This window comes from Microbacterium sp. LEMMJ01 (assembly GCF_002114135.1).
Taxonomy (GTDB): Bacteria; Actinomycetota; Actinomycetes; order Actinomycetales; family Microbacteriaceae; genus Microbacterium.
In genome coordinates, this window is sequence record NZ_NCTV01000035.1 from 322,133 (window position 1) to 335,246 (window position 13,114).

Below are 13,114 nucleotides of genomic sequence, written 5' to 3' on the forward strand. Positions count from 1 at the left end.
TGGCGGCGGCTCAGGCCGTCGCCACCGGGATCTCCATGCCCTCCAGCGCGAGGCGCGCGGCGCCGTGCAGGATCGCGTCCGCGCCGGTGGCCGCAGCCTCGATCCGCAGGCGCTGGGTCGCGAGCGGGTGGCAGGCCTCGTAGACCCGGCTGCGCACCGCGGCGATGAACGGCTCGGAGGCGCTCATGCTCCCGGTGAGGAAGAGGGCGTGCGGGTTGAAGAAGTTCACGACCCCGGAGAGCGCCTGACCCAGGTGGGTCCCGGCGGTGCGGACGAGCGTCGTCGCCAGCGGGTCCGCGTCCCGTGCCAGTGTCAGCACGTCGGCCGTGGTGCGGACGTCGGTGTTGCCGCGCTCGCGCATCTGGCGGACGAGGCTCGCGCCGCTGGCCACAGTCTCCAGGCAGCCGGTGTTGCCGCAGGAGCAGGGGATGTCCCCGCTGCCGTCGATCCGCGTGTGCGTGATGTCGCCGGCCGCAGCGGTGGCCCCGCGGTGGATGTGGCCGTCCACGATGATCCCGCTGCCGATCGCCGTGCCCGCCTTGACGGTGATGCTGTGCTGGGTGTGCCCGAGCTGGCGACGGTGCTCGCCGAGGGCGGCGAGATTCGCGTCGTTGTCGACGACGACGGGGACGCCGTGGCGCTCCGCGAGGTGCTCGCCGACGCGGAATCCGGGCCACCCCGGCATCCGCGAGGGCTGATCCACGGAGCCGGTCGCGACGTCGACGGGGCCGGGCAGGCTCACGCCGATCGCGTGGACCCGCGTCTCGGCGAGCAGGCGCTCGAACACCTCCGACACTCTCTCCAGCGTGGCCTCCGGGCCGTCCGCCACGTCGATCGCGATGGTCTCCGAGTGGAGCAGGCCGCCGCTGAGGTCGTGCCGCCCGATGCGGGCATGGCGCCCGCCGAGATCGGCGGACAGCACGATGCCGTCGCCGGCGATCCGGAGCACGCGCGGCCGTCGTCCGCCGCGGGAGGTGCCGGCCCCGGCCTCCTCCAGCACGCCCGCATCGAGAAGCGCCTGCACGCGCAGGCCGACGGTGGAGGCGGCCACGCCGAGAGCGGAGGCGAGCTCCGAGCGGGAGCGGGCCTGACCGCGCGCGACGAAGTCGAGGATGCGCCGGGTGTGCGGATCGTCGACGGGGGTGTCGGCGGGGTTCGTCATGGAGGCCCTTCGTCTCGGAGCATCGTCAGCGTAGCGGGGATGTCGCATGTTTCGGGGGAGTGACGAATTATCACCACCCTATAAACATCGGATGTTCAGCTTGCGGCACCTTGCGAACTATGACAGCGTAACTTCATACGAAATCCTAATTGGTTAGTTCGAGTCTCGAAATAACCGTTCCCTTCTCAGGAGGCATTCAATGAAGAAGTTGCGTGTGGGGGCTGTCGCCGCTGTCGCGGGCGTGGCCGTGGCGATGACCGGCTGTGCGAGCAGCGGGGGATCCGGAGGCTCGGCCGACGGCGACACCATCGTCGTGGACATGTGGGCCGGCAGCGAGTCGGACGTCGACGCACTGGAGGCGCAGATCGAGTTCGCGCAGAAGCAGAACCCGGACATCAAGATCAAGCTGCAGACTTCGCCGTGGAGCGACTTCTTCACGAAGCTCACCACCAACATGGCCAGCGGCAACATGGCCTGCATCACCGGCATGAGCGGTGCGCAGCTCGGCGGCTACACGGCGGGCTTCCGTCAGCTGAGCGACGAGGACCTCGAGACCGCCGGCATCGACTGGTCGGAGTTCAACCCGAGCGCGGACGGCATCCTCAGCTTCGAGGGCAAGGTCTACGGCGTGCCGTTCGACGTCGCCACCATGCTCGTCTACTACAACCAGGACATGCTGACCGCCACCGGCGCCGCGACTCCGGAGATCGGCTGGACATTCGACGACTTCGCCACGATCGCGGCCGACGCCACGAAGGACGGCAAGTACGGCTTCGGCATGGGCATGGGCGGCTACCAGTGGATGTCGATGCCGATCGCCTACTCCGCCACGCAGCCCGCCTCCGAGGACGGCACACTGCACATCGACGACGAGGACTTCGTCGACGCGGCCTCCTGGTACGCCGGCCTGGTCACCGAGAAGAAGGTCGCGGCTCCGGTCGCCTCCGCATCGGACACCGGCTGGGGCGAGAACCAGTACACGGGCGGCAACGCGGCGATGGCCGTCGACGGCACCTGGAACGCGGTCAGCTACCTCAACAACGAGTCCGGCTTCGCCGCCGGCATGGTGCCGCTGCCCGCCGGCGTGGACGGCAACCCCGGTCCCATCCTCGGCTCCGGCTACGGCATCGCCGAGAACTGCAAAAACCCGGAGGCCGCGCTGAAGGTGCTCGGCTCCCTCGTCGGCGAGGACGCGCAGGACTACATCGCCTCGTCCGGCCGCTCCTACCCGGCCCGCACCTCGTCGCAGCCGCTGTACTTCGAGTCGATCGACGAGCAGTACCGGGACCAGGTCCAGTCGGTGTTCGAGGCCGCGTTCGGCGACACGGTGCCGCTCTACATGACCAAGAACTGGCAGAAGCTCGACAGCTACATCCAGCCCAACCTCGTCAGCGTCTACAACGGCCAGATGACGATGGAGGAGCTGCTGTCGAACGCCCAGGCGCAGTTCGGCGAGTGAGCCGGATCCGGCCCGCACAGCAGTAACAGAGAGAGACGACGAGATGACGATCACGACGAGACGTCGAGGATCGCTCGCCAAGGTCGAGGGCCGCCAGGCGCTGGGTTTCGCAAGCCCGGCCCTGGTGGGCCTCGCCCTGTTCACGATCGTGCCCGTGGGGCTGTCGATCGTGATGAGCGTGTTCGACTGGCCGACCTTCGGCGAACGCACCTTCAACGGGGTGGACAACTACGTCAAGCTGTTCACCAGCAGCCCGGACTTCTGGCCCGCGCTGCGGAACTCGGCCGTGTACACGCTGCTGTACGTGCCGTTGAGCGTCGCTCTCTCGCTCGTGCTCGCCCTCGGACTCGGCCCCCGCATCCGCGGCCGCGGTGCCCTGCGCGTCCTCTTCTTCATCCCCGTCGTGACCCCGATGGTCGCGAACGTCCTGGTGTGGAAGATGATGCTGCAGCCCCAGGGGCTCTTCAACGGCCTCTCGGTCACCTGGTTCGGCATCGAGCTGCCGAACTTCCTCGCCGACCCCAACTGGGCGATGATCATGGTCGTCGTCATGAGCGTCTGGCAGGGTCTCGGCTACAACATGCTGATCTTCTCGGCAGCCCTCGAGCAGCTCCCGGAGAGCGTGCTGGAGGCCGCCAGCATCGATGGTGCGCAGGGGTTCCGGCGGGTCTGGAGCATCATCATCCCGATGATCTCGCCGTCGATCTTCTTCGCGACGATCATGACGATGATCACCTCGCTCCAGGTCTTCGTCCAGCCGCAGATGCTCACCGGAGGCGGCCCCGGCAACGCCACCAAGCCGCTCGTGATGTACATCTGGGAGCAGGGCTTCACGTTCGGCGACCTCGGGCTCGCCGCCGCCGCCGCATGGATCCTCTTCGCGATCATCATCGCGATCACGGGCATCCAGTTCGCCGCACAGAAGAAGTGGGTGCACTATGAGCACTGAGACCCTCGTCCGGCCCACCGGCACCGCCCCGCGGCGTCAGCGCGAGCGGGAGCGGGCCCGCGGCGCGGCGACAACGCCCGGCGCGCGTGCCCGGCTGATCCTCGCGCACGTCACCATCTACGTCGCGGCGCTCATCTTCATCGCGCCGCTCGTCTACGCGTTCTTCTCGGCCCTCAAGCCGAACTCGGAGATGTTCTCGATGCCGCCGACCCTGGTGGGCTCCGAGATCCGCTGGAGCAACTTCGTCGACGTCTTCGCCTACGGACCGTTCCTGACGTACATCATGAACTCGTTCATCGTGGCGATCGGCGGCACCCTGGTCGTGCTGGTGGTGTCGACCACGGCCGGATACGCGTTCGGGCGCCTGCGGTGGAAGGGCAGGGACGCGGTGTTCGTCCTCTTCCTCGCCACGCTGATGGTGCCCGCCGAGGTGCTCGTCATCCCCATGTTCCAGGTCATGCAGTGGTTCAACTGGGTCGACACCTATCAGGCGCTCATCCTGCCCTTCGCGTTCGGCGCCTTCGGCACGTTCCTGATGCGGCAGTTCTTCCGCGGCATCCCCTACGAACTGGAGGAGGCGGCCCGTGTCGACGGCGCAGGTCCCGTCCGGTCGTTCCTGCAGATCATCCTGCCGCTGTCGAAGTCCGCGGTCGCCGTGCTCGCGGTCTTCACGTTCCTCTCGTTCTGGAACAGCTACCTCTGGCCCCTCATCGTCACCGTCGACTACAACGCGCATGGCACGCTGCCCGTCGGTCTGGCGAGCTTCGCCGGCCTCACCGGCACCCGCTGGGACCTGCAGATGGCCGCCGCCATCATCTCGATGATCCCCACCACCCTGCTCGTCATCGTGCTGCAGAAGCACCTGGTCAAGGGCATCGCGATGGCCGGGCTGGGCGGACGATGAGCGCGGTCGGGCAGCAGACGGACGACCCTCGACGAACCACCACGGGCCTCGCGGCCGACCTGGCGCTGGCGGGGGTGGACATCGGGGGCACGAAGATCGCCGCCCTCGTCGTGGACGCCTTCGGAGCCGTCCTCGCACGCGGAAGCGTGCCGGCGCCCGCGAGCGTCGGCGGCGCGGCGATGGCGGATGCGGCGGCCGGTCTCGTCGCGCGGCTCGCGGCCGAGGCCGGTGTCACGGTCGCCGCGGTGGGGGTGGGTGCCGCGGGGGTCATCGACCACGAGAGCGGCACCATCCGCGCCGCGTCCGCCCTGTTCGCGGACTGGGCGGGTTTCCCGCTCGGCCCGGAGCTGGCGCAGCGCCTCGGCGTCCCGGTGCGGGTGGAGAACGACGTGAACGCCTTCCTCCTCGGTGAAGCGGCCGCGGCGGGTCCGAGCGTGCCCGATGTGCTCGGTGTGATGCTCGGCACGGGCGTCGGCGGCGCGCTGGTCATCGGCGGGGAGCTGCACCACGGCCCGCACGGCGCGGCCGGGGAGATCGGGCACACGCCCGGTTACAGCGATCTCGTCTGCACCTGCGGGCAGACCGGCCACCTGGAGACCCTGGCCTCCGGGACGTCGATCGCCCGGCGCTTCGCGGAGCGCACCGGCCGTCCGGTGAATGACGCCAGGGAGGTCGCGGAGGCTGCCAGGGTCGGCGACGCCGACGCCCGCGCGGTGTTCGACGACGCCGGGCGTGCGCTCGCTCTCGCCTGCGCCAGTGCGGCGACGCTCCTCGACCTGCCGACCGCCATCGTCGGCGGCGGGGTCACGGCGGCCTGGGACCTCCTGTCGCCGTCGATCGAGCGAACCCTTCGCACCGACGCCCCGGTGTCCGGCATCGCGCTGCGCATCGTCCCCGCCGTCCTGGGCGCCGACGCCGTCGCGCTCGGCGCCATCGAGAGCGCCCGGCGCGCCCTCGCCCCCGTTTCCTGACCACGACTGCGACCGCAGAGGAGAACAGCACCGTGACCGCACGCCCGGAAGCCCACGAGATCTGGATGGGTCCGCTGCCGCCGCTCGCCGAGGGCGGGCTCGCGCGGCCCCGGATCGGCATCGGCGGCATCTCCATCGAGTCGAGCACGTTCTCCCCGCACATCTCCGGGGACGAGGCCTTCACGATCCGGACCGGCGACGCGTTGCGGGCGTACTACCCGTTCCTCGATGCCGGGCGTGAGCTCGCCGAGGCCGCGGAGTGGGTCCCGCTCACCCACGGTCGGTCGCTGCCCGGCGGCGCCGTGGACCCGGACACCTACCAGCGGATGAAGGATGCGCTCGTCGAGGGGATCCGCGCGCAGGGGCCGTTCGACGGCTTCTTCTTCGACATCCACGGCGCGATGAGCGTCGTCGGGATGGACGATGCCGAGGGCGATCTGGCCCTCGCGGTGCGCTCGGCGTTGGGGCCGGACACCCTCGTCTCCACGTCGATGGACCTGCACGGGAACGTGTCGGAGACGCTGCGCGACGCGGTGGATCTGCTCACCTGCTATCGCATGGCCCCGCACGAGGATTGGCTGAACACGAAGGAGCGAGCGGTGTGGAACCTGCTCGACCGTCTCCGTGGCCCGCACGGCGGCGACGTGCAGGCGCGGCGGCCCTTCACCGCCTGGGTGCCCGTTCCGGTGCTGCTACCGGGGGAGAAGACGAGTACGCGGCTGGAACCCGCGCAGAGCATCTATGCCGAGCTCCCCGGGATCGAGGCCCTGCCCGGTGTCGTCGACGCCTCGGTGTGGATCGGCTACGCGTGGGCGGACGAGCCGCGCTGCCAGGCCTACGTCGTGGTCACCGGCGACGACCGGGAGGTCATCGCCCGGGAGGCGGAGCGCGTGGCCCGGATGTTCTGGGAGGCGCGGGAGGACTTCGTCTTCGTCGCGAAGACCGGAAGCCTCGACGACGCACTGGAGGAGGCTCTGGCGTCCGGAGCCCCGCGTCCGTACGTGATCTCCGACTCCGGGGACAACCCGACGGCCGGGGGAGCGGGCGATGTGACCTGGACCCTCGCCCAGCTGCTCCAGCGACCCGAGCTCACCGACGGGACGCACACGACGCTGGTCGCCTCGATCTTCGATTCGCGGGCCGTCGCCGAAGCCGTGGAGGCGGGCGTCGGTGCGACGGTCACGCTGTCCGCCGGAGCTGCGGTCGACTCCGGGCCCCACGGACCGGTCGAGATCACCGGCACGGTGTTCTCCGTCACCGACGGCGACCCGGACGCCGGCACCCAGGTGGTGATCGCTGTCGGCGGGCTGCACGCCATCGTGACCGCGCGCCGCAAGCCCTTCCACCATCTCTCCGACTTCCGGATGCTGGGGCTCGAGCCGACGACGGCGGACGTCGTGGTCGTGAAGATCGGCTACCTGGAGCCGGAGCTGTACGAGCTGGCGGCGGGATGGACGCTGGCGCTCACCCCGGGCGGGGTGGACCAGGACCTGCTCCGCCTCGGACACCATCGCCTGCGCCCCGGGGTGTTCCCGTTCGACACGACCGGCGACCCCGACCTGACCGCGGTGGTCGTGCGCCGCGGCGCCGACGAGGAGGACACGGCATCATGATGAACTTCGAGAAGCGCACCGGCCCCGACTTCGGTGCGGCGGCCCCGGTCTACCCGGCGAACGGCGTGCCGGACTGGTACCGCGACGCCAAGCTCGGCTTCTTCGTGCACTGGGGCCTGTACTCCGTGCCGGCGTGGGCCGTGCAGCACGGGGAGGGCGCGAACATCCCCACCGAGGACGCCTATGCGTGGCACCAGTACGCGGAGTGGTACGGCAACACGGTCCGCATCCCGGGCAGCCCGACGTGGGAGCGCCACCAGCGCACCTACGGACCCGGGACCTCCTACGAGGACCTCGCCGACCGATGGGACGCCGCCGCGTTCGATGCCGACGCCTTCGTCGGCGAGCTCGTCGCGGCCGGGGCCCGCTATGTCGTGCCCACGACCAAGCACCACGAGGGGTTCTGTCTGTGGGACACCGCCACGACGGGATTCAACGCCGTCGCGCGCGGCCCTCGTCGCGACCTCATCTCCGAGTTCCACGACGCCACGCGGCGGGCCGGAGCCAGGTTCGGTGTGTACTACTCCGGAGCGCTCGACTGGCACGTGAGCGACTTCCCGCCGATCGAGTCGGACACCGACCTGTTCCGGTTCCGTCGCAACGACGCCCCCTTCTCCCGGTACGCCGCCGCGCAGCTCGAGGAGCTCGTGGAGCGGTTCGCGCCCGACGTGCTCTGGAACGACATCGAGTGGCCGGACGGCGGCAAGGGCACGGAGGACTACGCCGTGGCCGCACTGCTGCGGCGTTACTTCGACGCCGTCCCGGACGGCGTCGTCAACGACCGGTGGGGCGTGCCGTACCACGGCTTCCTCACCCGCGAATACACGGACATCCCGGACATCATCCCCGAGCCCTGGGAGTCGACCCGCGGGCTCGGCTACTCGTTCGGGTTCAACCAGGCCGAGGACGAGCGGCACTCGCTCTCCGGGGCGGCCCTGATCCGGCTCCTCGTCGACGTCGTCGCGAAGAACGGCAACCTGCTCATCAACGTGGGCCCCGCGGCGGACGGGTCCATTCCGGCGCTGCAGCGGAAGGCGATGCAGGAGCTCGGCGGCTGGCTGGCCGTGAACGGCGCGGCGATCTACGGCACGCGGCCCTGGACGCGGATGGGGGAGCGGACGGGGGCTCCTCGTCGCTACACCACGTCGACGGATGCGGTGCACGTGCACGCGCTGGACCCGGCGGCAGGCGAGTTCGAGCTGCCGTCCGAGCTCGCGGGCGCTGGGCTGTCGTGGGCGGACGGGACTCCGGCCCAGACGTCCGCGGACGGCGGTTCGACCCGCATCGTGATCCCGGCCGGACTCCGCGAGGCTCCGGTCGCCGTGCTCACCGCGCACGGCGCCTGACACAGGCGCCGCAGAAGGGCCCCCGTCGGTGATCCGACGGGGGCCCTTCGTCGCTGGACTAGGGGCGCGTGCGCTCCTCGAGCACCTCGATCACGTGGCGGTACGGGCGGCCGGTGGCGCGGGTCATGCCGATCTCGCAGGTGCGGTTGGCCGACACGAAGGCGTCGAAGCCGCCGCGGGCCGCATCGGCCGCGGAGACCTCGGCCGATTCCTGCGCCGTCGCGCTCGCGGTGAGCTCGGGGTGCAGCATTCCTCGGTCGCCGGCGAACGCGCAGCAGCCCCAGCCGTCGGGCACGAAGACCTCGTCGGCGACGGCGGCAGCGATCGTTGTCAGCGCGCCCGTCGCGCCGAGCGCGGTCGTCGAACAGGTCGGGTGCACGGCGATCGAGGGGAGCTTCGCATCGACGGAGAGGCGCGGCAGCACCTCCCGCGCGACGAACGTGGTGGCGTCCTCGATGCGCAGACCGGCGTACTCCGGATGGGCGGCGACGGCCTGGGTGAGCATCACGTCGAGGCCCTCGGTGCAGGAGGCGGCGTCGCAGACGACCGGGAGCTCCCCGTGGCGGCTGGCGTCCCAGAGCGAGGCCAGCACCCGGTCCGACATGAGGCGATAGCCGTTGAGGTGTCCCTTGGACTTCCACGGCGTCCCGCAGCAGAGCCCGCCGTTCTCCTCGGGGACCACGACGGCGATCCCGGCGCGGTCGAGCAGCGCGCGCAGGGCGTCGCGGGAGCCGGGGCCCTCGTCCTCCGGGCCGAACATCGTGCCGATGCAGGCGCCGAAGAAGACGGCCTGCGCATCGGGCGGGGACACCGGTCGCGCCGGAGCAGTGCCGCCGCGGGGGAGGCCGCCGTCATAGAGGGGCACGGTGTCGGCGCCGAGCACCGCCCGTCCGATCCGCGTCGCGCCGCGCACGAGCGGGACGGGAAGCGCGTCGGCGACCGTCAGGGCGACGCCCCCGGCGCGCGTGACGGTGCTCCAGTGCTTCGCCGCCGTTCCCCACGCGGCCCCCTCCACGGCGTTCTCCTGCTCGGCGCGGAGGCGGCGGACGAGGTCGCCGGTGTTGATGTCCACCGGACACGCGACGCCGCACATGCCGTCGACCGCGCAGGTCTGCACGCCGTCGTAGTCGTAGTCCGCGCGCAGGTCCCGCAGCAGCGTCGTGTCGCCCTGCTCCTCGGCCCAGGCCATGTCCCGGCGCAGCACGATGCGCTGCCGGGGTGTGAGCGTGATGCTCTTGCTCGGGCACGTGGGTTCGCAGTAGCCGCACTCGACGCAGCGGTCCACCTCCCGCTCGACCGTGGGCACGCGCTTCAGGTCCTGCAGATAGGAGTCCGGGTCGTCGGAGAGCACGACGCCGGGGTTGAGGACGCCGTCCGGATCGAACAGCCGCTTGATCTCCCACATCATGTCGGTGAGCTCGTCGCCGTACTGCCGCCGCACGAACGGCGCCATGATGCGGCCGGTGCCGTGCTCAGCCTTGAGGGATCCCTCCTGCGCGAGGACGAGCTCGACGAGGTCGTCCGTGAAGCGGCGGTACCGCGCCACGCTGTCGGGGTCGTCGAAGCGCTCGTTCAGCAGGAAGTGGACGTTGCCGTCCTTCGCGTGCCCGAAGATGACGGACCCCTCGTAGCCGTGCTCCGCGAAGAGCTCGATCAGGCGTTCGCAGGTGGCCAGCAGCCGGGGGACGGGGACGACGATGTCTTCGAGGAGGGCGGTCGTGCCGGACGGCCGCGCTCCGGCGACCGCCGTGTAGAGGCCCTTGCGGACGTGCCACAGCGCGGCGCGCTCTGCCGCATCCGTGGTCAGTCGCGGAGTGACGGCAAGGGGGAGGGCGTCGAAGTGCGCCTGCGCGGTCGCGCTCGCGACGGCGAGGGATTCGTCGTCGGCGGCGTGCACCTCGACGAGGAGCGCGGCGTGGCCCTGGACGTCGATCTCGGAGATCGCGGCGGGGACGTCGCTCAGGCCCTGGGCGACGCGCAGTGAGGCGGCGTCCAGGAGCTCGATCGTCGCGAGCCCGAGCTCCGTGAGAGCGGGGAGCGCGGTCATCGCCGCCGACAGCGTATCGAAGACGAGCAGACCGGTGGCGATCGCGGGGCGCACCTCGATGGTGCGGAAACGGGCCTCCGCGACGAAGCCGAGGGTCCCTTCCGATCCGATGAGGAGGTGTTCGAGGATCCGCACCGGGTCGTCGAAGTCGAGCAGGGCGTTCAGTCCGTAGCCCATGGTGTTCTTCATCGAGAACTGCTGTCGGAGGAAGGCGACATTCTCGGGCGAGGCGAGCAGCCGCTCCCGGAGCGACGAGAGTCCGGCGAACAGGGCGGGTTCCGCGGCGCGGAGCACGTCCGCGGCGTCCGCGCGTCCGGTGTCCAGAATCGTCCCGCTGGGGAGCACGACGACCATCGAGGTGATCGTCTGGTACGAGTTCTCCGTGATGCCGCAGGCCATGCCGCTGGAGTTGTTGGCGACGACACCGCCGATCGTGCAGGCGATCTCGCTGGCCGGATCCGGCCCGAGCTTGCGGCGGTACCGGGCCAGCCGGGTGTTCACCTGCCGGACGGTGGCTCCGGGGCCGACCCGCACCGCGGCGCCGTCGTCCTCGATGCGGATGTCACGGAAGTGGCTGCGCGTGTCGACGAGGATGTCGCCGCTGATGCCCTGTCCGGAGAGGCTGGTGCCGCCGGAGCGGAACGTGAGCGTGCGCCCGGCCGCCCGGACCGCCGTGAACGCGCGGGCGACGCCGTCCGCGTCCGCGGGGGAGAGCACCGCGTCCGGGACGAGCAGGTAATGCGAGGCGTCGTGGGCGCGGGCGAACCGGTCGATGGATCGGGCGTGGACCTGCGTCTCGGCTCCCAGCAGCGCCGGGTCGAGAGGGTGGTCGAGGGTGGTGGGCACGGTGCTCCTCTGCTCCGCTCGAAGATTGTCAGACAAGTGTACTGAACGACGGACGCCTCACTAGACTGTTCCGCATGACCTCGATCGCGGAGCGCCCCCTCGGCGTGGTCGGCGTGGTCGACGCCGTGACCGGACAGCTGCGCACCCGGATCCTCTCCGGCGAGATCCGCTCGGGGGAGCCGCTCACCGAGGCGGCGGTCTCCCAGGCCTACGGCGTCGCCCGTCCCAGCGCGAAAGCGGCCATCGAGCAGCTGGTGGCCAGCGGGCTGCTCGTGCGGACGGCGCATCGCACGGCTCGCGTGGTCGGCATCGAGGCGGAGACCGTTCGCGACGTCTACCGCACGCGGATCCGGCTGGAGAGCGCGGCGCTGCGCGAACTGGCGGAGAGCGCCGCCGTGCCGGCGGCCGCTGTGGCGGCGAACGCCGAGCTGCAGGCGATGGCACCGGGCCCCGATCCCGCGACGGTCGATCCCGACCTCCGCTTCCACACGGCCCTCATCGATGCGCTGGGCAGCGAGCGCACCAGTCGCATGTACCGGAGCGTGCTGGACGAGGTGCGGCTGTGCATGGCGCAGGTGCAGGGGCGGCGTCTCCTCGACGCGGAACTCATCGCCGCGCAGCACGCGGAGATGCTCGAGGCCGTCGCCGCCGGGGACGCGGAGCGCGCGGCCGCGGTGCTGCGTGCCCACCTCGCCTCGGCGGAGGATCGTCTCGTCGAGGCCCTGGGCGCCTCCTGACGTCAGCCCGCGTCGGCGGGGGCGTCCTCGATCTGGATCGGGGCATCCGTCGGGTCGGCCCAGACCGGAGCAGGCAGAGGCGTGTCGACCTGGCCGGCCTGGATCGCGCGGAGGGCTTCGGTGATCTCGTCGGCATTCTCGGGCACCGCCAGGCCGCAGGTGCGCAGCTCGGACGCGAACTGCAGGGTGAGCCGGATCTTCCCCGCCTCGATGGCCTCGGAGGTGGTGCCGGTGCGGATCTCGCTGCCGGTCTGGATCGCGGGCACCTCGTCGCAGACGTGATAGACCTTGCCGCCGTCGACCCACACGACCTCATCGGCCCCGAGGAGCTGGATCACGGCGGACTGGTCCGCGGTGTACTGCTCGACGGACGGCGGGGCGAAGCTCGTCCCGACGATCGCGGCGAGGACGGCGAGGACGATGCCGACGATGCCGGCGGTCGCCTTCTGTCCCTTGTCCATGTCCTTGTTCAGGAAGATGAGGATGACCAGGGGGAGGAAGGCGACGACCGCGATGATCGCGCCGAGCTGGTTCTGGACGAAGAACCGCGTCCCGTCCGCGCGCCGCGCCGGGTCGAGGGTGTTGGCCTTCTTCCACAGGATCGAGCCGATGATCGACAGTGCCGCGATCACGACCAGCAGGACGAGCAGGGCGATGAACGCCCACTGCGGGAACTGCGCCGTCGCTCCCTGCTCTTCCAGGAGGCCGGTGTCCGGATCGCGGACGAGCGCGCCGCCCTCGTCGACGAACTCGCGCTGGCGCAGGAGCCAGAAGATGCCGACGGCCTCGCCCGCGATCGCGAGCGCCCAGAGGACCGCGGCGATGATGCGGAAGCGCGTCGCGGAGGCCTTGGCCTCCGGGCTCGGCGTCCAGCCCGCGGGCGGTTCGCCGGTCGTGGCGCCGGTCGTGGCACGACGCGGCGCGGCGGAAGACGTCTGCTCGTTCTCGGCCATGGTTGTCCTTTCCCCCGAAAGTGCCCGGCGACCCCGCCGAGGCATCCCCGAGCCTAGTGGCCTGTCTCCCAAAGGTTTGGGCTGGTCGCTGGAACGCTCGGTGTGTGTCTCGAACGGAGTTGCTGAC

Annotated in this window: 10 protein-coding genes; 7 read left to right on the forward strand and 3 right to left on the reverse strand. The window is 70.8% G+C overall.

Annotation, left to right across the window (positions count from 1 at the left end; all coding sequences use genetic code 11):
• Positions 1-10: 10 nt before the first annotated feature.
• Entirely contained in the window at positions 11-1,162 is a 1,152-nt protein-coding gene (locus B7W94_RS14860; RefSeq protein ID WP_025103271.1) for an ROK family transcriptional regulator, read from the reverse strand.
• 199 nt (positions 1,163-1,361) lie between these two features.
• On the opposite strand from B7W94_RS14860, the gene B7W94_RS14865 reads away from it, so the two are divergent.
• From B7W94_RS14865 to B7W94_RS14890, 6 genes are all read left to right on the forward strand, one after another.
• A complete protein-coding gene (locus tag B7W94_RS14865; RefSeq protein ID WP_025103272.1) occupies positions 1,362-2,621 on the forward strand; it encodes an ABC transporter substrate-binding protein in 1,260 nt (419 codons plus the stop codon).
• A gap of 43 nt (positions 2,622-2,664) precedes the next feature.
• A complete protein-coding gene (locus tag B7W94_RS14870) occupies positions 2,665-3,570 on the forward strand; it encodes a carbohydrate ABC transporter permease (RefSeq protein WP_025103273.1) in 906 nt (301 codons plus the stop codon).
• Positions 3,560-4,474: a carbohydrate ABC transporter permease gene (locus B7W94_RS14875; protein WP_025103274.1), complete on the forward strand. Its 915-nt coding sequence runs from the start codon at positions 3,560-3,562 to the stop codon at positions 4,472-4,474. Before B7W94_RS14870 ends, B7W94_RS14875 begins: the two co-directional genes overlap by 11 nt.
• The gene (locus B7W94_RS14880) at positions 4,471-5,445 is read left to right on the forward strand and encodes an ROK family protein (RefSeq protein WP_085607368.1); all 975 of its coding nucleotides are present in this window, start codon (positions 4,471-4,473) and stop codon (positions 5,443-5,445) included. The genes B7W94_RS14875 and B7W94_RS14880 overlap by 4 nt, the downstream gene beginning before the upstream one ends.
• Before the next feature lie 65 nt (positions 5,446-5,510).
• On the forward strand, positions 5,511-7,058 hold the full coding sequence (locus B7W94_RS14885; protein ID WP_301178381.1) for a M81 family metallopeptidase: 1,548 nt from the start codon (positions 5,511-5,513) through the stop codon (positions 7,056-7,058).
• Positions 7,055-8,404: an alpha-L-fucosidase gene (locus tag B7W94_RS14890; RefSeq protein ID WP_085607372.1), complete on the forward strand. Its 1,350-nt coding sequence runs from the start codon at positions 7,055-7,057 to the stop codon at positions 8,402-8,404. The genes B7W94_RS14885 and B7W94_RS14890 overlap by 4 nt, the downstream gene beginning before the upstream one ends.
• Before the next feature lie 58 nt (positions 8,405-8,462).
• Here B7W94_RS14890 and B7W94_RS14895 read toward each other — a convergent pair whose 3' ends face one another.
• A complete protein-coding gene (locus B7W94_RS14895; RefSeq protein ID WP_085607374.1) occupies positions 8,463-11,297 on the reverse strand; it encodes an FAD-binding and (Fe-S)-binding domain-containing protein in 2,835 nt (944 codons plus the stop codon).
• Between the two features lie 74 nt (positions 11,298-11,371).
• On the opposite strand from B7W94_RS14895, the gene B7W94_RS14900 reads away from it, so the two are divergent.
• Positions 11,372-12,034: a GntR family transcriptional regulator gene (locus B7W94_RS14900; RefSeq protein WP_085607376.1), complete on the forward strand. Its 663-nt coding sequence runs from the start codon at positions 11,372-11,374 to the stop codon at positions 12,032-12,034.
• A 2-nt stretch (positions 12,035-12,036) separates the two neighbouring features.
• Here B7W94_RS14900 and B7W94_RS14905 read toward each other — a convergent pair whose 3' ends face one another.
• A complete protein-coding gene (locus B7W94_RS14905) occupies positions 12,037-12,987 on the reverse strand; it encodes a hypothetical protein (RefSeq protein WP_085607378.1) in 951 nt (316 codons plus the stop codon).
• Positions 12,988-13,114: the final 127 nt, after the last annotated feature.

Bases quoted from the DNA above. Each gene is read 5' to 3' on its own strand.
- B7W94_RS14860 (WP_025103271.1), bottom strand. From the start codon at position 1,162: ATGACGAACCCCGCCGACACCCCCGTCGACGATCCGCACACCCGGCGC.
- B7W94_RS14870 (WP_025103273.1), top strand. From the start codon at position 2,665: ATGACGATCACGACGAGACGTCGAGGATCGCTCGCCAAGGTCGAGGGC.
- B7W94_RS14885 (WP_301178381.1), top strand. From the start codon at position 5,511: ATGGGTCCGCTGCCGCCGCTCGCCGAGGGCGGGCTCGCGCGGCCCCGG.
- B7W94_RS14900 (WP_085607376.1), top strand. From the start codon at position 11,372: ATGACCTCGATCGCGGAGCGCCCCCTCGGCGTGGTCGGCGTGGTCGAC.
- B7W94_RS14875 (WP_025103274.1), top strand. From the start codon at position 3,560: ATGAGCACTGAGACCCTCGTCCGGCCCACCGGCACCGCCCCGCGGCGT.
- B7W94_RS14890 (WP_085607372.1), top strand. From the start codon at position 7,055: ATGATGAACTTCGAGAAGCGCACCGGCCCCGACTTCGGTGCGGCGGCC.
- B7W94_RS14880 (WP_085607368.1), top strand. From the start codon at position 4,471: ATGAGCGCGGTCGGGCAGCAGACGGACGACCCTCGACGAACCACCACG.
- B7W94_RS14865 (WP_025103272.1), top strand. From the start codon at position 1,362: ATGAAGAAGTTGCGTGTGGGGGCTGTCGCCGCTGTCGCGGGCGTGGCC.
- B7W94_RS14905 (WP_085607378.1), bottom strand. From the start codon at position 12,987: ATGGCCGAGAACGAGCAGACGTCTTCCGCCGCGCCGCGTCGTGCCACG.